Below are 21,724 nucleotides of genomic sequence, written 5' to 3'. Positions count from 1 at the left end.
CCCGCCTTGCCGGAACTAAACCGTTCTGTTTATAGTTGCCTCCGAGAAAAAGGGGAAATCTTCATGAGTGCGCCCTCAGCGGAAATCAAACGTGGCCGCAAGTTCGATCAGGTGGTCGAGGGCGCTCGCAAGATTTTCCTGGCCGATGGCTATGAAGGCGCGTCGGTTGATCTGATCGCCAAAGAGGCCGGCGTCTCCAAGGCCACGCTCTACAACTACTTCCCCGACAAGGGCCTGCTGTTCATGGAGGTCGCGACCCGCGAATGCCAGCGACATGCAGAGGTCGCCGTGCAGGCCATTGATCCCCCGCTATCCGCGCCGGTCGTGCTGCGTCAGATCGCCGAGCAGTTGCAGGCCTTCATGCTCTCCGATCTTGGCAGCGGCATGTTCCGCATCTGCACCGCCGAAAGCGGGCGCTTCCCCCAAATCGGGCAGGAGTTTTGCAAATATGGCCCCGAGGTTGTGTGCAAGGCCATCGTCCCCTTCCTGCAAGCCGCCACCCAGCGCGGCGAGCTTGACATCGAGGATTACGAGCTAGCCGCCTATCAGTTCATGGAGCTGATCAAGGCCGAGCTTTGGGTGAAGCGCATCATGGGGATCGACTGTGATTTTTCGCCCGAGAAACGCCAAAAGGTGATCGACGGCGCGATCGAAATGTTCATGGCCCGTTACGCCGCCAAAAAGCCCTGACCCCCGGCACAGCCCGTCCCTCTAGGCTATCAAATGGCGGTGTTCGGCCATGTAAATCCTGATCCATGGGGTAAACTGCTCTGGCGCGGCCGCAATCTCTGCGGCCAGCGCATCAAGCGTCACCCAGCGTATCGCTTGCACCTCTGCGGGGGTCGCCAGCACCTGCGGCTCTGCCGCGCAATCCACCCGGAACAGGCTCACCTCTTCATGCTCCACCAGCCCGCCGCCCACATCGGCGCGATAGGTGAGCTCCCCGCGCGGCTCCAGCGCCACGCCGGTGATGCCAAGCTCCTCACCCAGCCGCCGCTGCGCACAATCACCCGCCGCCTCGCCCCAATGGGGATGCGTGCAGCAGGTGTTGGCCCAAAGCCCCGGCGTGTGGTACTTCCCCGCCGCCCGCTGTTGGATCAACAGCCGCTCCCCGGCAAACAGAAACACCGACACCGCCTTGTGCCGTAACCCACGCTGATGCACCGCCAGCTTCTCTACCGGCACCAGCGCCCCATCAACCCAGGCCGGGATCATGCCGCCATTTTCAGCTAAGACCTTGGTCACATTTTCGACTTTCCAAATACCGCACTATATACTTGTGCCATAGCGCCGCGTGTCTATTGGAGGGGGCCTGCGCTAACAAGCCCTCCTGAGCCGACGCATCAAGCAAGATCAAAAGCCACCTTACGAGGAGACTGAACGAGCCATGAAATCAATCATCAAAACCGCAGCCATCGCTGCCCTTCTGGCCGCCCCGGCCTTTGCCGAGAGCCACGAAAATGCCGAGGGTGATGCCGCCATGGCCGAGGATGATACCGCCATGGCCGAAATGGCCGCACCCACGGGCGATGCCGCCGCCGGTGAGAAGGTTTTTACCAAACGCTGCCAAACCTGCCACGTTGTCGTCAACGAAGCGGGTGAAACGCTCGCCGGCAAAAGGGCCAGAACCGGCCCCAACCTTTATAACGTGATGGGCCATAAGGCCGGTGCCGTTGAAGACTTCCGCTATGGCAAATCCATCGTGGAGGCCGGTGAAGAAGGCCTCATCTGGACCGAGGAAAAGCTTGTCGCCTATGTGGCCGATCCAAAAGCCTTCCTCAAGGAGGCGACAGGCGACGACAAGGCCAAGTCCAAAATGTCCTTCCGCCTGAAAAAGGAAGACGACGCCAAGGATGTTTATGCCTATCTGATGAGCCTCAACTCCATGTAAGCCTCTGGGTTTGCATTATAAATACAGCGTCGCGCCATCCCATGGCGCGGCGCTTTTTGTTGGCGATTCCCAAACGCGGTGAAAGCGGTTAAGGTTTACGCCAACGAAAAGAATAACAGAGCAGGCCCACCGCCCGATGACGGCGCTAAAGGAATATCAACGCCTCGAAAGCCCCGGCCTTTGGCGGCCCGAGCCAGAGGCCCAGCGCCAGAACGTGACCGTCAATTTTGGCGATGCGTCGCTGTCGATTTCCGATAACGCAGGCCGCCCGCTCACCCATTGGTCGCTGGCCGCCGTCGAGCGCGCCAATCCCGGCGATATCCCCGCCATTTACACCCCGTCTGCCGAGGCGCTGGAAGTGCTGGAGATCGACGACGAAACCATGATCGACGCGATCGAACGGGTGCGCCAGGTCATCGCCAGGCGCCGCCCGCGTGAGGGCTGGCTGCGGCGCGTCCTGTTTTGGGGGTCCACTGCGGCGCTGGTCGCCGGGGCGGTGTTCTGGCTGCCCGACGCGCTGGTGCGCCACACCACCGGCGTTGTGCCCGCGCCCACCCGCGCGGCCATCGGCGGGCAGGTGTTCAGCGCCATCGGGCGGGTGTCTGGCGCGCCCTGTCGCACCCCGCGCGGCGACCGCGCCCTTGCCCGCCTGCACACCCGGCTTCTGGCCCCTGAAAAGGGCGGCCTGCTGGTGCTGCGCTCCGGCATCCACGATACCGTCGCCTTGCCCGGCGGGCTGATCCTGCTCAACAAGGCGCTGGTGGAAGACTATGAAAGCCCCGATGTCGCCGCCGGGTACATCCTGGCCGAGGCCACCCGCGCCGCCCTGGTTGATCCGCTGCAAACCCTGCTCGATCACGCCGGGCTTCTGGCCACGGTCCGCCTGCTCACCACGGGCAAGATGCAGGACGAAACGCTCGATGCCTACGCCGAAACGCTCATCGCCACTCCCACCGCCCCGGTCCCTGCCGAGGCGCTGCTCACCCGCTTTGAGGCGGCGAAGGTTGCGGCCACGCCCTATGCCTATGCGCTGGATGTCTCGGGCGAAAACACCCTGCCGCTGATCGAGGCCGATCCAATGCGCTCCGGCAATGCGCAGCCCATTCTGGCCGATGCCGATTGGGTCGCGCTGCAAGGCATCTGCGGCGAGTAGCGCCTCAGCCCCAACACACGCACCATCCCAAAACGTATCGCGCCCCGCGAAGGTTTCTTCGCGAGGCGCGTTGCCTGTATGGCTTGCCTGCCCGTCGTTCTTATTGTCGTTGGTTGTTAGCGAATGAATGCGTCTCCAAAGCCCAGCGAACGGGCTTTGTGAAGGCCCGAGTTCAGCCCACCACCGGCCAGCGGCCCAGCCATCACGATGGTCAGGCGTTTGCCGCCACGGGTGATCGGCGCCATCCGCACAGGCAACCCGGCCGAGGCCAGCCGTTGCGCGCTGCGCTTGGCATTGGCGTCCACCCCAAAGGTGCCCACCTGAATGAACCGCCCGCTCCTCGCCGCCTTGCTGGCCTGTTTGGGCGCGGTGCGCACCTTGGTGGCCCGCTGCTTTTGCTGCGGCGCAGCCTTGCGCACCACCTTCGTCGTCACCCGTTTGGTCTTGGGCGCGGACTTGCTGGAAACCGTGGCCTGCTTGCGCCTCACCTTCTTGACCGACTTGCTCGAAACCGTCGCCTTGCGGGCCATATCGGCCTGCTGCTCGGCGTAATCGGTGTAGGGGTAAATCATCTCCGTGCGCTGCGCCGTCACATCGCGGCCCGTGCGCACATCAATCAACCGGCGCGGCACGTCTTGGGTCCAGAGCAGCGCCATCTGGTCACGCCCGCGCTGGGTGCGTTCGCCGCGCTCGGGGTTGAGGCGCCCATCGGTCCACACCTTTTTATATCCCTTGGGGGTGCTCACCGGCACCGCCGTGCGCTGGGGCGCCGGGGCGGGTGCCGCAACCTGACGGCGGGGGCGAGTGGTGGTTTTGGTCGTCGTGGCCGGGGCGCCGCGCGTCTTTGCGGTGCGGGTTGGTGCGTTAAAGTTGCTGTCGTTGCCCACATAGCCCTGCGGACCACAGCGCACGCCCGATGCGTTGGTGTAACGCTGGCTCACGCCGTTGCGGTCGGGGCACGCACTTGAGCGCACCACTTGCCGGGTTGTGGTTTTTTGGGCGGGCGCGGGAGCGGCCTTGGCGGTGCGACGCACCTTGCCGGGCTTCGGCGCCGGGCCGCGTTTCAGCGCGGCAGTCGGGATCGGGCGGCGCGCCGTGGTGCCGTTGGTCGCCGATTTGGTCGTTTTTCGGGTTGTCGTTGTTCTGGTTGTCTTCGCCGTGGTCGGCTTCTTGCTCACCGTTTTCTTCACGGCGGTCTTTTTGGGGGCCGTCTTGGCGGGTGTCGCGCGGGCGGTGCGGGTTTCGGTTTTGGCAACCGGCTTGGGCGCGGCAGGCTTGGCCTTCGCAACCACTGGCTTGTCCTTGATCACCGGCAGCGCAGGCGCCTTGGCGAAGGTCGGGCGCAGGCCGCACACTTGCTTGCGCGCGCGGGTGACGCGCGGCACCCAATCCACCGCTCCGGCAAATCCGGCGCGGATGAAAACACAGCCCTTGCTGTCAACGTATTGCGTGCCTTTGTAGGATGCGGGCGGGTATTCAGCCGGCCCCGAAGACCGCTTCAGGCTCTGCGCCTCTGCTGCCGAACCAAAACCGAGAAACACTACCGCTGCTGCCGTTGCAAAAAGGCGAGCCAACATCTTCCAAACCCCCACTAGATATAGGGGAGGATGCCTAATCGGAAACAATCAAGCAAGGGGGAAATCGCCTATTTGGTGCCAAACATGCGGTCACCCGCATCCCCTAGGCCCGGCATGATATAGCCCTGCTCGGTGAGCCGCTCATCCACCGCCGCCGTCACGATCGGCACATCGGGGTGCGCTTCCTTCATCCGCGCAATGCCCTCGGGCGAGGCCAAAAGGCAAAGAAACCGGATATTTGTGGCCCCCGCCTGCTTCAGCCTGTCGATCGCCGCCGCGCTTGAATTTCCGGTCGCCAGCATCGGATCAACCGCAATAACCAGCCGGTCTTCCAGCGCTTCGGGCACCTTGAAATAATATTCGACCGGTTGCAGCGTTTCTTCGTCACGGTAAAGCCCCACAAAGCCCACCCGCGCCGATGGGATCAGCTCAAGCACCCCGTCGAGCAGCCCGTTGCCCGCCCGCAGGATCGAGATCAGCGCCAGCTTCTTGCCGTCCAGCGTGGGGGCATCCATCTCTGTCAGCGGCGTATCAATCCGCTTGGTCGTCATCGGCAAGTCGCGCGTCACCTCATAGGCCAGAAGCTGTGAAATCTCTCGCAAAAGCTGCCGGAACACCGCCGTTGGCGAGCCCTTGTCGCGCATCAGGGTCAGCTTGTGCTGAACCAGCGGATGGTTGACGACCGTGAGGTGCGGAATGCTCATGTTTCTAGCCCTTTGAGAATGCGTGCGCGGGTGTCCTCATCGCAGAAGGCAGCCTCGGCGGCAACGCGGTTCAGCGCGGTAAAATCATCTTCTTCCCAGCCGAACGCCCGCGAAAGCTCTTCATACTCCCGCGTCATCGTGGTGTGGAAAAACGGCGGATCATCGGTGCTGATACACACCTTCACCCCCGCCTCACGCAGCGTGTTGATCGGATGGGCGCTAAAGCTCTGGGTCACACCAAGCGCCACGTTGGAGCCGGGGCAAACTTCCAGCACAACGCCGGTGTCCGCCAGCCGTTTCATCAGCGCCGGATCACTCACCGCGCCCACCCCATGGCCAATCCGCTCGATGCCCGGAAGCTGGTCAAGCGTGTCCGAAACCATTTTTGCCCCGCCCCACTCACCCGCATGGCAGGTGAGCCGCAGCCCGGCTTCCCGCGCGCAATCAAACGCCCAGGCAAAATCGCCCGGCGCGCCCACCATCTCGGCCCCGGCCATGCCAAAGCCCACCAGCCAGTCGCCCGCCGTTTCGGCGGCGCAGCGGGCCACCGGGCGTGATTTTTCGGGGCCAAAATGGCGGATGCAGGTGACGATGCCGCGCAGGGTAACGCCCAGCTCCTGCTCGGCCTGCTCGGCGACCTCAACCATTGCCGCCAGATATTCCATCCACGCCTTCACATCGCCGCCACCACAAAAGTCTGGCGACAGGAAGGTTTCGGCGTAAATCACCCCATGCTCGGCCAGTTCTTCCAGCACCGCGCGGGTGAGGCGGGCGTAATCTTCGGGCTTGGTCAGCACCGAGGTCGCCACCTCATAAATCCTCAGAAAATCTTCAAAGTCGCTGTAGGCGTATTGCCCCTGCTCATTGAACACGCCAGAGATATCCACCTTCTTTTCCTTGGCGATCCCGCGCACAAACTCAGGCGGTGCCGCCCCTTCATGGTGCAAGTGCAGCTCCACCTTCGGCATGGTCTGAAACGTCAAATAAAGCTCCTCCCCGGCCCCTTGGCCGGCACATTCAGATGATGCGCAACCGAGGCCGCTACATCGGTAAAGCCACAGTGGCCGATCTCGCCCGCGCCGCGCCCGACCACAATCACCGGCACCCGCTCGCGGGTGTGGTCGGTGCCATGCCATGTGGGATCGTTGCCATGATCGGCGGTGAAAAGCATCATGTCGCCCTCGCGCAGCTTGGCGAGCACCGGCGGCAGGGCCGCGTCAAACCACTCCAACGCCCGCGCATAGCCCGAAACATCGCGGCGGTGGCCGTAGAGGCTATCGAATTCCACGAAATTGGCAAAGGTCAGGCTGCCGTCTTCGGCCTCATCGACCAAGTCACTCAGATGCCCCATCAACGTGGCATCATCACCCTTGCGCACGTCATCAATGCCGTGGCCCGCAAAGATATCCTTGATCTTGCCAATGGCATGCACCTTGCCGCCCGCGCCTTGCACCCAATCGCACAGCGTTGGCTCCGGCGGGCTCATCGCATAGTCGCGCCGGTTGGTGGTGCGGGTAAATCCGTCCTCAGGGCTGCCAATGAAAGGGCGCGCAATCACCCGGCCCACCTGCATGGCGTGCAGGGTTGGCGCGATCTCTTCGCAAAGGCTCAGCAGCCGTTCCAGCCCGAAGTGCTCTTCATGGGCGGCGATTTGCAGCACGCTGTCGGTAGAGGTGTAAATGATCGGCCAGCCGGTCTGGATGTGCCGCGCGCCCTCTTCCTCCAGGATCACCGTGCCGCTTGCATGGCGGTTGCCCAGGGTTCCGCCGACTCCGGCAATCGAGGCGATGCCATCAAGCAGGAATTGCGGAAAGGCCGGAACCTCATCGGGGAAGTAATGCCAATCCCACGGCACCGGCACGCCTGCCAGTTCCCAGTGGCCGGTGGGGGTGTCCTTGCCGGGGCTGATCTCGGTTGCCGCGCCCCACAGCCCGGTTGGCCTGCCGGTCATGCCGCCGCCCGCATAGCCGCTGGCCAGCGCCACCGCATCGGCAAGGCCCAGCCCATCAAGCACCGGCATCTTCAGCGGCCCCGAGCGCCCCTCCTCGGCGCGCCCCTCGGCGCAGGCCTCAGTGATATGGCCCAGCGTGTTGGCCCCCTCATCGCCGAAATCCCCGGCATCGGGCGCACCACCGCAGCCCACGGAATCCATCACCACCAAAAACGCACGGGGCATCTACTCAACCCTTTCAATCACCAGCTTGGGTGGGTTTACCGCTCTGTCACTCAGATGGAAAGCGCCGCGCACCCTTGCCGCTACGGCCTCGGCGGCACTACGCTTGGCCGCACAAATGCGCGCCAGCGGACGGCCACCCTTGCCAACCTCCTGGCCGATGGGGGCTATATGGGTCAGCCCGACGCTTGGGTTGATCCTGTCACGTGCCCGCTTGCGCCCGCCGCCCAAGTCAATCACCGCCAGGCCGAGCGCCTCGGCATCTACGGTTTCCACATAGCCGGGGGTGTCTGGCCAAACGTCCACCGTTGCAGGTGCCGCGGGCAGCCTGTCGCGCCAGCGGGTCAAAAAGTCAGACGGGCCGCCAAGCGCTGCCACCATGCGGCCCATCACCTCGGCCGCCGCGCCGGTGCGGATCTTTTCCACAATCATATCCGCCCCGGTGTGCCGGTTTGAGGCAATCCCATGATTGGCCAGCAAAGCACCGCCCAGCCTTGAGGTGAGGTGCAAAAGCGGGTCCGAAGCGCCGGAGCCGGTGAGCGTATCCATTACCTCTGTTACCTCCACCGCATTGCCTGCGGAGCGCACCAACGGCTGGTTCATGTCGGTGATCAGCGCGGTTGTCTTGCAGCCTGCGCCACTGGCCGTATCCACCAGCGAGCGCGCCAATTCCCGTGCCTCATCAAGGGTTTTCATGAAGGCGCCGCTGCCGCATTTCACATCCAGCACCAGCCCCTCCAGCCCGGCGGCCAGCTTTTTTGAAAGGATCGACGCTGTGATCAGATCAAGGCTCTCCACCGTGCCGGTCACATCGCGCACCGCATAAAGCCGCTTGTCCGCCGGGGCGATATCCACCGAGGCCGAGGCGATCACACAGCCAATTTCTGCCGTCACCTGCTGCACCCGATCAATCGAGATTTCGGGTGAAAAGCCGGGGATCGCCTCCAGCTTGTCAAGCGTGCCGCCGGTAAACCCAAGGCCGCGCCCCGAGATCATCGGCACATAAACCCCGCAGGCCGCCAGCGCCGGGGCCAGCGCAAGGCTCACGCAATCCCCCACGCCGCCGGTGGAATGCTTGTCCACCACCGGCCCGTCCAGATCCCATTTCAGCACCTCACCCGAGTCGCGCATGGCCACTGTCAGCGCCACCCGAGCCTCCTGGCTCAACGGGGTGCGACACACGCCCATCGCAAAAGCGCCAACCTGCGCATCGCTCACCCCTTCTTCGGCAAGCGCCGCCGCAAACCAGCGCACCTGCTCCTCGCTGGCCTGTTCGCCCCGCCTCAGCGTGCCTAATACTTCACGGGCATCTGTCATTTTGCAGTTCCAGCCATGTGATCCGCGCCAAAGGCACCGGGCAGCAAATCGGCCACCGTGGTTTCCAGCACCTTGCCCGCGGTGGTCGCCATAACCACCTTCACATCGCCTTGCGCAAACTCGGCCAACTTCTGGCGGCAGCCGCCGCAGGGCGGCACCGGGGCGGGGCTGTCTGCGATTACGGCCACCTCGGCAATGGCGCTGTCACCGGCTGCGATCATCGCCGCAATGGCCCCTGCTTCGGCGCATGTGCCCTCTGGGTAGGCCACGTTTTCCACGTTGCAGCCCACATATACCGCACCGGTGGTGCTGCGCACAGCTGCGCCAACCTTGAACTTTGAATAGGGTGCATAGGCCCGTGCCCGCACATCGCGCGCTGCCTCAAGAAGCTCCATCGGATGTCTCCGTCCTGCTGCAAAGGGGATTAACCCTCTGGGCTCCCCGAAGTAGGTTATACCGCGCCATGAAACCGCCCGGCGTTTCGTTTTACCAATGCACCGACCCACATGGCCGCGCCACGCGCCAACCATCGAAGACCACCCAAAATAGCTCACCCCGCCACAAGCCCAAACCCGGCCTTGGCCAGCGCATGATATATGGCAGGGCAAATTCACCCGTTCCTCCGGGATGCTAAACGGAAAAATCCATGCCCGAAACATAAAATTGCAATCTGCAAAACGTGCGGCCGGACGAAACCGTGCCTTTCCGTCGGCAAACTTGCCTCATCCGGCGATCTGTGGCATGCCGCTCGGAGGAGATGGTTTAGCATTAAACCAGTTTTCGGGAGGCCCCATGAGCGATTCAAGCGAAACACCCCCACTCAGCGCGCCGCTGCATTATCACCAGTATCCCAAGCCCGGCAAGCTGGAGATCCGGGCCACCAAGCCGCTGGCCAACGGGCGCGATCTGTCGCTCGCCTATTCGCCCGGCGTGGCCGAGGCCTCTACCGCCATCGCCAAGGATCCCGCACAGGCCGCCAATTTTACCGCCCGTGGCAACCTTGTGGCCGTGGTTTCCAATGGCTCTGCGGTGCTTGGGCTTGGCAATATCGGCGCGCTGGCCTCCAAACCGGTGATGGAAGGCAAGGCCGTCCTCTTCAAGAAGTTCGCCAATATCGACTGCTTCGATCTTGAGGTAAACGAAAGTGACCCCGAGAAGCTGGCCGATATCGTCTGCGCGCTGGAGCCGACCTTTGGCGCGATCAACCTCGAAGACATCAAAGCCCCCGATTGCTTCATCGTCGAAAAGCTCTGCCGCGAGCGGATGAACATCCCGGTGTTTCATGACGATCAGCACGGCACCGCCATCGTCGTCGGCGCGGCGGCCACCAACGCGCTGCAACTCACCGGCAAAAAATGGAGCGAGATAAAGGTTGTCTCCACCGGCGGCGGCGCGGCGGGCATCGCCTGCCTCAACATGCTGCTCAAGCTCGGCGTGAAGCGCGAGAACGTCTGGCTGTGTGATATCGCGGGCCTCGTTCACGAGGGCCGCACCGAGGAGATGACACCGCAAAAGGCCGCCTTCGCCCAAGGCACCTCCCCCGCTACGCTGGGCGATGTGATCGAGGGGGCCGATCTGTTCCTCGGCCTCTCCGGCCCCGGCGTTCTCAAACCCGCCGATGTGGCCAGAATGGCCGAAAATCCGATCATCTTCGCACTGGCCAACCCCACGCCCGAGATCACCCCGGATGAGGTGCGCTCCGTCGCCCCCGGCGCGATCATCGCGACCGGGCGCTCTGATTACCCGAACCAGGTGAACAACGTCCTTTGCTTTCCGTTCATCTTTCGCGGCGCGCTCGATGTGGGCGCAACCGAGATCAATGACGCCATGCAGCTTGGCTGTATCGAAGGGATCGCCGCCCTGGCCCGTGCCACCACCTCCGCCGAGGCCGCTGCGGCCTATAAAGGCGAGCAGCTTACCTTTGGCACCGATTACCTGATCCCAAAGCCGTTTGATCCACGCCTCATGGGCGTGGTCGCCACCGCCGTGGCCAAGGCCGCCTGCGATAGCGGCGTTGCCAGCCGCCCGGTTGCGGATTTTGAGGCTTACAAGGCCGGGCTTGATCGGTCGGTCTTCAAATCGGCCCTGCTGATGCGCCCGGTGTTCGAGGCCGCAGCACAGGCGCAGCGCAAGATCGTGTTCTCCGAAGGCGAGGATGAGCGGGTGCTGCGTGCCGCCAACGCCATGCTGGAGCAAACCACCGATCTGCCCATCCTTATTGGTCGTCCCGATGTGGTTGAACGGCGCTGCGAGCGGGCGGGCCTCAAGATCCGCCCCGGACGTGATTTTGAGCTGGTGAACCCGCAATATGACCCCCGCTATCGCGATTACTGGGAGGCCTATCACCGCCTGATGGCCCGGCGGGGTGTTACCCCCGATCTGGCCCGCACCGTGCTGCGCACCAACACCACCGCCATCGCGGCCATCATGGTGCACCAAGGCGACGCCGACAGCATGATCTGCGGCACCTTCGGGCAGTTCCTCTGGCACCTCAACTATGTGCGCCAGATCCTCGGCAGCCGGGCGCTGCACCCGGTCGCGGCGCTCTCGCTGATGATCCTTGAAGACGGGCCGCTCTTCATTGCCGATACGCAGGTCCACCAGTTCCCCAAGGCGCATGAAATCTGCGAAACGGTGATCGGCGCGGCCCGCCATGTGCGCCGCTTCGGCCTGGAGCCGATGATCGCGCTTTGCTCGCACAGCCAGTTCGGCAACCTCGATAGCGAAGGCGGCCGCCGGATGCGCGAGGCCCTGGAAATGCTCGACGATATGCAGGTGGATTTCTGCTACGAGGGTGAAATGCACGTCGACTCCGCCCTTGATCCCGATCTGCGCAGCCGCCTACTGCCCGAGGCGCGCCTTCAGGGGGCCGCCAACGTGCTGGTCTTCTCCTCCGCCGATGCCGCTTCCGGCGTGCGCAACATCCTCAAGATGAAAGCCGGCGGCCTCGAAGTTGGCCCGATCCTCATGGGCATGGGCAACCGCGCCCATATCGTCACCCCTTCGATTACCGCACGCGGGTTGCTCAACATGTCTGCCCTCGCCGGAACCCCGGTCGATACCTACGGCTAGGCCAAACTCTCATTAAGGCGGCCCCGCCAAAGGCCTGGCTCACAGCTTTTGGCGCAGCGCAGTGCGAAGCAGGAATGTTGCGCGCGCCTCGCCTTTGCCTGATGCGTCAGGTTAAAGGCGTGACGCTTTAATCCGGTAAAATATCACCCGCGCCGCTCGGGGGGCGGCGCGGGTGATCCGGCCCATAGCCTGGGGGGCAAATGGCCGGTCTCTTCAAGAGGCGCTTATGACCGCCCCCTTAGAAGAACGTGGACAGCACCTGAGCCTCGCGACGGTTTGCAACGGGCGCGCTGATCTCCATCTTCAGCTCCGGAAACAGGTCCAGCGCTTCCTGCGCCGCTGCGTCCAGCCGAAAGTCTGGCGATGTGGGGTTCAGGTAAAGGCTTTCTGCCAGCATTCCGTTGGCCACCAGTGACACATGCTCCTCGCACATCAGGTGATGATAGGTGATCTCCCGCACCTCGTCATCCAGCCGCACCCCCTTGTGGTTCACTAGGTTGTGTGCGGATGCAAAGCAGCGGTCAGCCCCCAAAACCAGTTCGGCCGCATGCCCATGCACCCCAACCCGGTGCTGGCGCGAAAGGTAGGTGTCGCGAAACGGCACCCCTTGCCCAAAGCTGTTGCGCGCGATGCAAACGGGTGACCACTTCTCGAAGGCAGGGAGGGAGGGGATCTTCACCGTTCTCGAAGAGGCCCAAAGCACCTCATGCGCCTTTCCGTCTGCATCGCGCACCCAGTCCCCGGCTTTCACGGAGGCTACTGGGCAGTAGCCATCCGGAGTCAGGATCATCGTGCCAGGACCAAAGCAAATCGGCGTAAACACCTCGTAAGGCGTTGCGTCGATGTCGACGATCAGTGCAACCGCCCCCAACACATTCGGCTCGCCGTCTGGATAGTGAAAGTAGGTATGGCCATCGGCCTCAAACACCACCACATCACTGGTGGGTCCGAGCCCGACAATAAGAGCGCCCACGGCCACACCCGGTTGCACCGTGCCGCTGCCGATATAGTTGATCGGATGGCCGTTAAACGTCGCCGTGCCATCGTCAATATCTCCAAGGAAGCCGTCGTCGTCCTCCAGCGTTCCGTTTTCCGTGGCCCCAAACCCATTGAGCAAAATCGTATGACCGCCGAACAAATCAGTCCCCAGCAGGGAACCGATGTAATGCGTTACCGTGATGTCTTCCGTGGCCATCCTAGAACTCCTCGCTCAGACAATACCCCAATTTCCTTTCCCGCAGCCTCCGGATTCCGAGCGTCCGGACCCGGCAAATCGCGGCAAAGTTGGATTTAAGTTAAAACAATATCCCGCCTCAGATCGTTAACAACCTTAAAATGAGCAAAAAATTTCTCACTAACAAAATGCGAAACTGGCATGACGTCGCAGCCATGATCGATACTTAGAGAAAATCGCCCTTAGCGTGTTGCTTTCCCACTCCTCAATACTGCCACTTTTGACTTACTGTTGAGGAAGGGGAAACAGATTAGGGGAAAAAAGCACTTTTTTGCACCAAACTAAGTAAAATGCTGTGATTCAAACAACACCGGCGGAATTCTGCCGATTGGCAAGATTCGGCTAAATCTGACTCCAAAATCACCCCAAAGTTGCACATCCACGCCAAAATCGAGACAGCGAAAAACAACTTTAGAGCGAATCATTCATCAAAACTCCGCACCAAGCAGCCCACAAATTCGCCCTGAATCTCCCGTCGCCACCGGCCCTCAGGCCGGGATTTTGGCCGCGCAATGCCACCCCCGATCCGGCCTCCGAGTCGGACAACGCCCGCGAAAACTTTGCAAACCCGGCTGGACTTCACTCATAGAAGCAAAAACCCCATGGGTTTGCATAGATTTGCAGGCCAAATCCCGCAAAAATGCAAAGTTTTTGGGTTAAATGGCCGCGCCCCGCCGCTCCACGCTTGCCAGAGCCCCCTGCCGCTTCCTAAGAGAATACACCCGTGAGGAGGAGGCAAACCATGGCATACAAAGACGTTTACAACGCTTGGAAAGCAAACCCCGAGGCATTCTGGATGAAGGCCGCCGAGCCGATTAATTGGGTGAAGCCCCCCTCAAAGGCGTTTTTTGACAAGGGCGACGATAAATATGAGTGGTTTGCCGATGGCATGGTCAATGCCTGCTACAACGCGGTTGACCGCCACGTCGAGGGCGGGCGCGGTGAGCAGGTCGCCATTATCCACGACAGCCCGATCACCCACTCCAAACGTGAAATTACCTTTGTCGAGCTGCGCAACAGAGTGGCCAATCTGGCCGGGGCCCTGCGCGCCAAGGGGATCGAGAAGGGCGACCGCGTGATCATTTACATGCCGATGATCCCCGAGGCGCTGGAGGCCATGCTTGCCTGCGCCCGGCTCGGTGCTGTGCATTCGGTCGTGTTCGGCGGGTTTGCGGCGCATGAGCTTGCGGTGCGGATCGACGATGCCAAGCCCAAGGCGATCATCGCCGCGTCCTGCGGGCTGGAGCCAGACCGCGTGGTCCACTACAAACCGCTGCTCGATGGTGCCATCGACGCCGCCACCCACAAGCCCGATTTCTGCGTCATCTTCCAGCGCGAGCAGGAAGTGGCCGAGCTTAAAGAGGGCCGTGATTTTAACTGGCACGGCTTCCAGTTTGGCACCCAACCGGCCGAATGTGTGCCGGTTGAGGGCAACCACCCGGCCTATATCCTCTATACCTCCGGCACCACCGGCCAGCCCAAGGGCGTGGTGCGCGATACCGGCGGGCACCTTGTGGCGCTGAACTGGACGATGAAGAACATCTATAACGTTGATCCGGGAGAGGTGTTCTGGGCCGCGTCCGACGTGGGCTGGGTCGTAGGCCACAGCTACATCTGCTACGGGCCGCTGGTTCACGGCAACACCACCATCGTGTTTGAGGGCAAGCCCGTGGGCACCCCCGATGCCGGCACCTTCTGGCGGGTGATTTCCGAGCATAGGGTCACCAGCTTCTTTACCGCCCCCACCGCCTTTCGCGCGGTCAAGCGCGAAGACCCGAAGGGCGAGTTGGTCGGCAAGTATGATCTCTCCTCGCTCAAGGCCGTCTACCTCGCCGGTGAGCGCGCCGATCCTGATACAATCACTTGGGCGCAGGATATGCTCAACGTTCCGGTGATCGACCATTGGTGGCAAACTGAAACCGGCTTCGCCATCGCCGCCAACCCGCTTGGGATCGAGCAACTGCCCGTCAAGCTTGGCTCCCCCTCGGTGCTGATGCCGGGCTATAATGTGCACATCCTCGATGAAGGCGGCTATCCGATGAAGCCCGGCGAGCTGGGCGCAATCGCCATCAAGCTGCCGCTGCCCCCCGGCGCCCTGCCGGGCCTTTGGAATGCCGAAGAGCGCTTTCACAAAGCCTACCTTGAGCATTTTCCCGGCTATTATGAGACTGGTGACGCCGGGATGATCGACGATGACGGCTACCTCTACATCATGGCCCGCACCGATGACGTGATCAATGTCGCGGGCCACCGCCTCTCGACCGGCGGCATGGAAGAGGTGCTCGCAGGCCACCCCGATGTGGCCGAATGTGCGGTGATCGGCGTGAGCGACACGCTCAAAGGCCAGGTGCCAATGGGCTTTCTTTGCCTCAACGCCGGGTGCAACAAGCCCCACGACGAGGTGGTGAAGGAGTGCGTCAAACTGGTGCGCGATCAGATCGGCCCGGTTGCGGCCTTCAAGTTGGCATGCGTGGTGAACCGCCTGCCAAAAACCCGCTCGGGCAAAATCTTGCGCGCCACCATGGTCAGCATCGCCGACGGCAAAGACTTCAAGATGCCCGCCACAATCGACGATCCCGCCATCCTTGATGAGATCCGCGAGGCTCTCGGCACGTTGGGATACCCCCAAAAGGCGGGGTGACACCACGCGCACGGTCTGGAATACCTGCCTTTGTGTTATGCTCCACGTGAGAGTAGGCTTGTCTGATCTCACGTGGCTTGCAACCATTGCGAGAGTTCACATTGATCGGGCGCTCAGCGCCGGGATGACAGGGAGGAGGAATGGCTGAAGATTGGCTGCCCCCAGGCGATCACCGCTCCGGTGGTGCATCTCGTGAGGCTGCGCTTGAGCTGTTCTCCCATGATATCCGCTCTGCCGTCTCTGACGTGGTGAGCGGGTTGCGGCTGGTCGATATGTCCACGCTTGATCCTGCCACCGCCGCCCAGCTTCAGCGCGTGTCTACGGCGGGCGAGGCGCTGGCCGGGCTGCTCGACAGCGCTCTGTCCCAGCTTGAAGGGCGCGGCACCCTGCCCGTCGCCCCCGATCCGGCCACCGAGCCTGTGCCCCTGCTCGCCATCCTGCGCAATCTTGAGCGCCGTTGGGCCGGCCACGCCCGCGAGCGCGGGATGCAGCTGCGCCTCAAGATCGCGGCAGACCTGCCCACCGTGATCCATCTTGATGCCGTCGCGGTTGACAGGGTGTTGGCCAATTTGCTCTCAAACGCCTTCAAATATGCCGATTGGGGCGCGGTTACCCTCGCCGTCAGCACCCACACCGGGGGTGAGCTGCGCTTCACTGTGCGTGATCGCGGCCCTGGCTTTTCTGATGCGGCGCTGGCCCGCCTGTTTGAGCGCGGCGGGCGCCCACAGGGCCAAACCCGCCCCGGCTCCGGCCTTGGCCTGCACATCGCCAAGGAGCTGGCCACCCGTCTGGGCGGGCAGCTTCAGGCCTCCAACACCAGCGCAACCGGCGGGGCCGAAGTGTCGCTTTCGCTCCCGCGTGTGGCCTGGGCCTGGCAGCGCGACCGCGCGGGGGATTCCGCCGCCGCTTCCGGCCCGCCCTCCCTGCCTGATCTTTCGGGCCTCACCGTCCTGGTGGCCGAGGACAACGCCACCAACCAGCTTCTCTTCACGCAAATGCTCGATCATCTCGGTGCCACATGGAAGATCGCCCCTGATGGAGCCGAGGCCCTGAGCGCAATCAAGGCCGGGAGCTATGATTTCGCGCTGGTCGATATCGACATGCCCCGCCTTTCGGGCACCGAGGTTATTGCCGCGACTCGCGCTTTGCCCTCCGATACCCGCCTCATGCCCATGATCGCCGTCACCGCCTATGTGCTGCAAGAGCACCGTGAGCGCATTTATGCCGCCGGGGCCGATGGGATCCTCGCCAAGCCGGTCCACTCGCTTGCGGCCTTCGGGCAGGCCATCGCCACGCTGATGCTGCGCACCCGTGGTGCCGCCCCCGCCCTGCTGCCAGATGATCCAACCTCCACCGCCGATGATACCGGCCCGCAAGCCGCGCCTGCCCCCCCTTCAACCGATGACGAGCCAACAGAGTTCAGCGTCGAACGGCTGGAGCGCCTGCTGGCGATCTCGGGCAGTGACAAGGGGCAAGAGTTCCTCACCCGCCTGCTCACCGATCTCAGGCGCACCCGCACCGGCCTCGCAACCGCGATAGAAACGGATGACGCCGCCGCCATCCGCGGCCACACCCATGTGCTCATCTCGCTTTCCGGGGCTATCGGGGCCGAAATGCTGCAAACCCTCGCCTGCCGCGCCAATGCCGCCGCCCACCGCGCCGATGCCGCGGCCTGCCTCACTGAAAGCGCCGCCGAAATTGACAGCCGCCTCGAGAGCCTCATCACCCTCGTCGCAGAAGAGTTCTCCACCCGGTTCCCCGCCGTCGAGGTTGGCCCATGACAGCGCTCCTTCTCATCGAGGATGTCCCCTCGATGCAGCTTGTCTATGAAAACGTGCTGCGCAATGTCGGCCACACCGTCCACTCCGCCGGCACCGCCGAGGAAGGCACGCGCCTGTTCAACACCAAGCGCCCCGGCGTGGTGCTGGTGGACCTCATGCTGCCTGACCGCGACGGGCTGGAGCTGATCCGCGAGTTCATCACCGCCGATCCGGCCACCCGCGTCATCGTCATCACCGCCAACGCCACGATAAACCGCGCGGTTGAGGCCATGCGCGCCGGAGCGTTTGAGTTTCTGATCAAACCGTTTGATGAAACCCGCCTCACCGATACCGTTGCAAATGCGGTTGCCGAGCACGCCATTGCCAGCGGCGCCTCCCCCGCCCCCGCCCCACGCCCCGAGCTGCCCGATGCGCTGGCCACGGGCCTCATCGGCACATCGCCGGTGATGCGCGACGTGATGGAAAAGATCGCCTCGGTCAGCCGCTCCATGGCCACCGTTTTCATCTCCGGCGAAAGCGGCACCGGCAAGGAGCTATGCGCCCGCGCGGTGCATGATTGTTCGTCACGCGCCCGAGGCCCCTTCGTGCCGCTCAACTGCGGCGCCATCCCCGCCGACCTGCTTGAAAGCGAGGTGTTCGGCCACCTCAAGGGCAGCTTCACCGGCGCCCTGGCCGACAAGCCCGGCGCAGCGGCAGCCGCCGATGGTGGCACCCTGTTTCTGGATGAAATCTGCGAGATGGATCTGGGTTTGCAAACCAAGCTTCTGCGCTTTCTGCAAACCTCCTCGATCCAGCCCGTCGGCGCAACCCAGCCGCGCAAGGTGAGTGTGCGTATCCTCTGCGCCACCAACCGGGACCCCGCAGAAGAGGTGCGCGCCGGGCGCTTCCGCGAAGACCTGTATTACCGCCTCCACGTTGTGCCCATCCACCTGCCACCGCTGCGTTGCCGGGGCACCGATGTGGTGGAAATCGCCCGCAATGCGCTGGCCGAATTTGCCGCCGAAGAAGGCAAGGGCTTCCAGCGGATCGCGCCCGAGGTGGAAGAGCTGTTCGCCAGCCTGCCATGGCCCGGCAACGTGCGCCAGTTACTCAACGTGCTGCGCAATGTGGTGGTGCTGCACGATGGTCCCGAGGTCACGCTGGCGATGCTGCCAATGGAGTTGCACCACGAGGTTGAAGCCCGCGCCGAAGCCGCGCATGGCCCGGCCCCGGCCCAGGCAGCACAGCCCCGGCCCGCCCTGCCGCTGGACGGGCTGATCGGCAAAACCATGGCCGAGATCGAGCGCACCGTGATCGAAGCCACCATCGCCCAGCACGGCGGCTCTGTGCCCAAGGCCGCCCGCACCCTAGATCTTTCGCCCTCCACGATCTACCGCAAGCGCGAAAGCTGGCAGCGCAATGGCCCCCACGAAAGCTGAAGCCACCCTCGCCCGCCGCACTTAGGCACGGCGCGGCTCAGCCTTGCCTCATGGTGCCAGAAAAAGCCGCCACCCTGCCCTCAGGCAAATTGCTCGCGGATCAGCCGTTCTTCCAGCCCATGGCCGGGGTCAAACAGGATGCGATGCTTGACCTGATCATCCGAGCGCACAATCACCGTCACCACATCCATCACCGCGCGGCTATCGGCCTCGGCACGCACCGGGCGCTTTTGCGGCTGAAGCACATCAAAGCGCACCTCCACCGCCATTGGCAGCAAGGCCCCACGCCATCGCCGCGGGCGAAACGCGGCAATCGGGGTGAGCGCCAGCACCTCCGCCCCAATCGGCAGGATCGGCCCGTGGGCGCTGTAGTTATAGGCGGTAGAGCCCGCAGGCGTGCTCAGCAACGCGCCGTCACACACCAGCTCATCCATCCTCACCCGGCCATCCACCGAGATCCGCAGCTTTGCCGCCTGCGGCCCCTGCCGCAGCAGGCTCACCTCGTTGATCGCCAGCAATTCCTCGGTTTTGCCGCCGCTGGTGAACGCGCGCATCTGTAACGGATGGATCACCTCTTCCTGCGCCGCGCCCAGCCGCTCGATCAACGCAGGCTCGGCATAGTCGTTCATCAAAAAGCCGATGGTGCCGCAGTTCATCCCATAAACCGGGGTCAAAAGCTGCTGGGTTTCGCGCAGGGTGTCCAGCATGTGCCCATCCCCGCCCAGCGCCACAATCACCTCGGCCTGCTCCAGCGGCACGTTGCCGTATTGCGCCGAAAGATGCGCCTGCGCCTCTTGGGCGATCTGCGTATTACTGGCCGTAAAGGCGATTTTCGTCACGGCTCCAGCCCCTTGCATAGGTTTCTCAGGTTTCATCGCCCGCGCCGATGCGAAACACAAGAGCCGCGTTTTCTGCACTTTCTAGCGCTTCCAACCCTTTCTCAACCCGCCCGCATGGGCTAAGGGAGCGGCAACCCGTCCCCATTCCAAAGAGGCCAATGCCATGAACGCGCCCCACCGAGACAACGGATTTTTCACTGAAACCCTCGCCTCCCGCGATCCCGAGATCGCCAAGGCGATTGACCTTGAGCTCGGCCGCCAGCGCGACGAGATCGAGCTGATCGCCTCCGAGAACATCGTTAGCAACGCGGTCCTCGAAGCCCAGGGCTCGGTGATGACCAACAAATACGCCGAAGGTTATCCCGGCAAGCGCTACTACGGCGGCTGCCAATACGTCGATATCGCCGAAACCCTGGCGATCGACCGCGCCAAGGAGCTGTTTGGCTGCAACTTCGCCAACGTCCAGCCCAACTCTGGCTCCCAGATGAACCAGGCCGTGTTCCTCGCCCTGCTCCAGCCGGGTGATACCTTCATGGGGCTTGATCTCAACTCCGGCGGCCACCTCACCCATGGCTCGCCTGTCAACATGTCGGGCAAGTGGTTCAACGTGGTCAGCTACGGAGTGCGCGAAGACAATCAACTGCTCGATATGGACGAAGTTCGCGCCAAGGCGCTGGAGCATAAGCCCAAGCTCATCATCGCCGGCGGCACCGCCTATTCGCGCACCTGGGATTGGGCCGCCTTCCGCGCGATTGCCGATGAGGTTGGCGCCTACCTGCACGTTGACATGGCCCACATCGCGGGCCTCGTCGCCGGTGGCGCCCACCCCTCGCCAATCCCGCACGCCCATGTCTGCACCACCACCACGCATAAATCCCTGCGCGGCCCGCGTGGCGGCATGATCCTGTGCAACGATGAAGCGCTGGCCAAAAAGTTCAACTCCGCCGTCTTCCCCGGCCTTCAGGGTGGCCCCTTGATGCACGTCATCGCCGCCAAGGCCGTCGCCTTTGCCGAGGCCCTGCGCCCCGAGTTCAAGGACTACGCCGCGCAAGTGGTCGCCAACGCCAAGGCGCTTTCAGACGCACTGCAAAAAGGCGGCATTGATGTGGTTTCCGGCGGCACCGACAACCACCTCGCCCTGGCCGATCTGCGCCCCAAAGGCGTGACCGGCAAGGCCGCCGAGGCCGCATTGGGCCGCGCCCATATCACCTGCAACAAGAACGGCGTGCCGTTTGACCCTGAAAAACCCTTCGTCACCTCCGGCATCCGCCTTGGCACCCCCGCAGGCACCACCCGCGGCTTTGGCGCGCCCGAGTTCACCCAAATCGCAGGCTGGATCGTTGAGGTCGTCGATGGCCTCGCCGCCAACGGTGAAGAAGGCAACACCGCCGTCGAAGAAAAGGTAAAAGCCGAGGTGCAGGCCCTCTGCGCCCGCTTCCCGCTCTACGAGTGATCCTCGGGTGGATAAAACCCACCTCCAAATGCAAACGGGCGGCGCTCCACAGCGCCGCCCTTTCCTTATTCAGCACCCTCTCAGCGGCACGGATGCGGCAGCACCTTGGCCCATCTTCAAACCCCTCGGACAGCAAGCCATCACGGCCACCCGAACCACCCCAACCCGGATCGCGCAATCGCCTTCGCCCATAAAAACGCCACCAAAGCCGGTCGAGCGCCTGCCCGTGGGATGGCGCAGCGACGGATGTTCGCAAGCCCTTTATGGTTGCAAGGTCATCTTCCGGTTCTTCGTCGCGCTGATGGTGAGGTAGCGCCAGCCCGCCGGAACGGGCAGGCGCTCGACCGGCGCCTTCGGCTTGATTCCGGTCGGGGCGCGCGGATCAGTAAGGGGGAGAAAGGGCTCTCAACGGCCTTTGGCTTCGCCTTGAGCAAGTGGCCGCTGTGCGGGACTTTGCTGCCATTGCGATCT

The 21,724-nt window shown here is 63.2% G+C and carries 17 protein-coding genes; 8 read left to right on the top strand and 9 right to left on the bottom strand.

Going from position 1 to position 21,724, the window contains the following annotated elements; genetic code table 11:
• Positions 1-63: 63 nt before the first annotated feature.
• Entirely contained in the window at positions 64-690 is a 627-nt protein-coding gene (locus P1U55_RS10885) for a TetR/AcrR family transcriptional regulator (RefSeq protein WP_301047603.1), read from the top strand.
• Positions 691-711: 21 nt separating this feature from the next.
• On the opposite strand, the gene idi is transcribed toward P1U55_RS10885, so the two are convergent.
• The gene (idi, locus tag P1U55_RS10880) at positions 712-1,215 is read right to left on the bottom strand and encodes an isopentenyl-diphosphate Delta-isomerase (RefSeq protein ID WP_301047621.1); all 504 of its coding nucleotides are present in this window, start codon (positions 1,213-1,215) and stop codon (positions 712-714) included.
• 172 nt (positions 1,216-1,387) lie between these two features.
• Between idi and P1U55_RS10875 the strand changes: the two genes are divergently transcribed.
• Positions 1,388-1,891: a c-type cytochrome gene (locus P1U55_RS10875; protein WP_301047602.1), complete on the top strand. Its 504-nt coding sequence runs from the start codon at positions 1,388-1,390 to the stop codon at positions 1,889-1,891.
• Positions 1,892-2,027: 136 nt separating this feature from the next.
• On the top strand, positions 2,028-3,044 hold the full coding sequence (locus tag P1U55_RS10870; RefSeq protein ID WP_301047601.1) for a hypothetical protein: 1,017 nt from the start codon (positions 2,028-2,030) through the stop codon (positions 3,042-3,044).
• A gap of 116 nt (positions 3,045-3,160) precedes the next feature.
• Here P1U55_RS10870 and P1U55_RS10865 read toward each other — a convergent pair whose 3' ends face one another.
• From P1U55_RS10865 to P1U55_RS10840, 6 genes are all read right to left on the bottom strand, one after another.
• Entirely contained in the window at positions 3,161-4,621 is a 1,461-nt protein-coding gene (locus P1U55_RS10865) for an SPOR domain-containing protein (RefSeq protein ID WP_301047600.1), read from the bottom strand.
• A gap of 68 nt (positions 4,622-4,689) precedes the next feature.
• Positions 4,690-5,325: a uracil phosphoribosyltransferase gene (upp, locus tag P1U55_RS10860; protein ID WP_301047599.1), complete on the bottom strand. Its 636-nt coding sequence runs from the start codon at positions 5,323-5,325 to the stop codon at positions 4,690-4,692.
• Positions 5,322-6,308, bottom strand: coding sequence for an adenosine deaminase (locus P1U55_RS10855; protein ID WP_301047598.1), 987 nt, complete (start codon positions 6,306-6,308; stop codon positions 5,322-5,324). The genes upp and P1U55_RS10855 overlap by 4 nt, the downstream gene beginning before the upstream one ends.
• Positions 6,305-7,501, bottom strand: a complete 1,197-nt coding sequence (locus tag P1U55_RS10850; protein WP_301047597.1) for a phosphopentomutase — start codon at positions 7,499-7,501, stop codon at positions 6,305-6,307. Before P1U55_RS10850 ends, P1U55_RS10855 begins: the two co-directional genes overlap by 4 nt.
• Positions 7,502-8,815 carry a thymidine phosphorylase gene (locus tag P1U55_RS10845; protein ID WP_301047596.1) on the bottom strand — a complete coding sequence of 438 codons (1,314 nt, stop codon included), beginning with the start codon at positions 8,813-8,815 and terminating at the stop codon, positions 7,502-7,504.
• On the bottom strand, positions 8,812-9,210 hold the full coding sequence (locus P1U55_RS10840; protein ID WP_301047595.1) for a cytidine deaminase: 399 nt from the start codon (positions 9,208-9,210) through the stop codon (positions 8,812-8,814). The genes P1U55_RS10845 and P1U55_RS10840 overlap by 4 nt, the downstream gene beginning before the upstream one ends.
• A 397-nt stretch (positions 9,211-9,607) precedes the next feature.
• Here P1U55_RS10840 and P1U55_RS10835 point away from each other — a divergent pair, with 397 nt between their 5' ends.
• Positions 9,608-11,887, top strand: coding sequence for an NADP-dependent malic enzyme (locus P1U55_RS10835; protein WP_301047594.1), 2,280 nt, complete (start codon positions 9,608-9,610; stop codon positions 11,885-11,887).
• A gap of 238 nt (positions 11,888-12,125) precedes the next feature.
• Here the strand turns inward: P1U55_RS10835 and P1U55_RS10830 are convergent, their stop codons facing one another.
• Positions 12,126-13,082 carry a Hint domain-containing protein gene (locus P1U55_RS10830; RefSeq protein ID WP_301047593.1) on the bottom strand — a complete coding sequence of 319 codons (957 nt, stop codon included), beginning with the start codon at positions 13,080-13,082 and terminating at the stop codon, positions 12,126-12,128.
• Positions 13,083-13,863: 781 nt separating this feature from the next.
• On the opposite strand from P1U55_RS10830, the gene prpE reads away from it, so the two are divergent.
• The 3 genes from prpE (at position 13,864) to P1U55_RS10815 (ending at position 18,961) form a co-directional block, all read left to right on the top strand.
• Positions 13,864-15,762, top strand: coding sequence for a propionate-CoA ligase PrpE (prpE, locus tag P1U55_RS10825; RefSeq protein WP_301047592.1), 1,899 nt, complete (start codon positions 13,864-13,866; stop codon positions 15,760-15,762).
• Positions 15,763-15,902: 140 nt separating this feature from the next.
• Positions 15,903-17,543, top strand: a complete 1,641-nt coding sequence (locus P1U55_RS10820) for an ATP-binding protein (protein ID WP_301047591.1) — start codon at positions 15,903-15,905, stop codon at positions 17,541-17,543.
• On the top strand, positions 17,540-18,961 hold the full coding sequence (locus P1U55_RS10815; protein WP_301047590.1) for a sigma-54 dependent transcriptional regulator: 1,422 nt from the start codon (positions 17,540-17,542) through the stop codon (positions 18,959-18,961). The genes P1U55_RS10820 and P1U55_RS10815 overlap by 4 nt, the downstream gene beginning before the upstream one ends.
• 80 nt (positions 18,962-19,041) lie before the next feature.
• On the opposite strand, the gene P1U55_RS10810 is transcribed toward P1U55_RS10815, so the two are convergent.
• Positions 19,042-19,818: an NAD kinase gene (locus P1U55_RS10810; protein WP_301047620.1), complete on the bottom strand. Its 777-nt coding sequence runs from the start codon at positions 19,816-19,818 to the stop codon at positions 19,042-19,044.
• 145 nt (positions 19,819-19,963) lie between these two features.
• Here P1U55_RS10810 and glyA point away from each other — a divergent pair, with 145 nt between their 5' ends.
• Positions 19,964-21,253 carry a serine hydroxymethyltransferase gene (gene glyA, locus P1U55_RS10805; RefSeq protein WP_301047589.1) on the top strand — a complete coding sequence of 430 codons (1,290 nt, stop codon included), beginning with the start codon at positions 19,964-19,966 and terminating at the stop codon, positions 21,251-21,253.
• The last annotated feature ends 471 nt before the right edge of the window (positions 21,254-21,724 follow it).

The sequence above is a fragment of the Vannielia sp. genome, from assembly GCF_029212645.1.
GTDB lineage: Bacteria > Pseudomonadota > Alphaproteobacteria > Rhodobacterales > Rhodobacteraceae > Vannielia.
Note: the sequence above shows the minus strand (reverse complement) of the source record. Positions and strands in the feature narration are given on the sequence as shown.